The organism is Paenibacillus sp. LPE1-1-1.1 (assembly GCF_040676435.1).
In the GTDB taxonomy this organism is placed as follows: Bacteria; Bacillota; Bacilli; order Paenibacillales; family Paenibacillaceae; genus Pristimantibacillus.
Genome location: NZ_JBEGHY010000030.1, coordinates 1 through 257, shown reverse-complemented (window position 1 = coordinate 257; position 257 = coordinate 1). Strand labels below are relative to the sequence as shown.

Here is a 257-nt window from a genome sequence, read left to right as displayed (position 1 = left end):
GGTTTCGCTTCCCGTTGTATCGGCCATTGTAGTACGTGTGTAGCCCAGGTCATAAGGGGCATGATGATTTGACGTCATCCCCACCTTCCTCCGGTTTGTCACCGGCAGTCATCCTAGAGTGCCCACCTTAAAGTGCTGGCAACTAAGATCAAGGGTTGCGCTCGTTGCGGGACTTAACCCAACATCTCACGACACGAGCTGACGACAACCATGCACCACCTGTCTCCTCTGTCCCGAAGGAAAGCCCTATCTCTAGA

At 53.7% G+C, this 257-nt stretch carries 1 rRNA gene; it reads right to left on the bottom strand.

What is annotated here, in order from left to right:
* A 16S ribosomal RNA gene (locus tag MRBLPE1_RS33250) occupies positions 1-257 on the bottom strand; the annotation flags it as partial.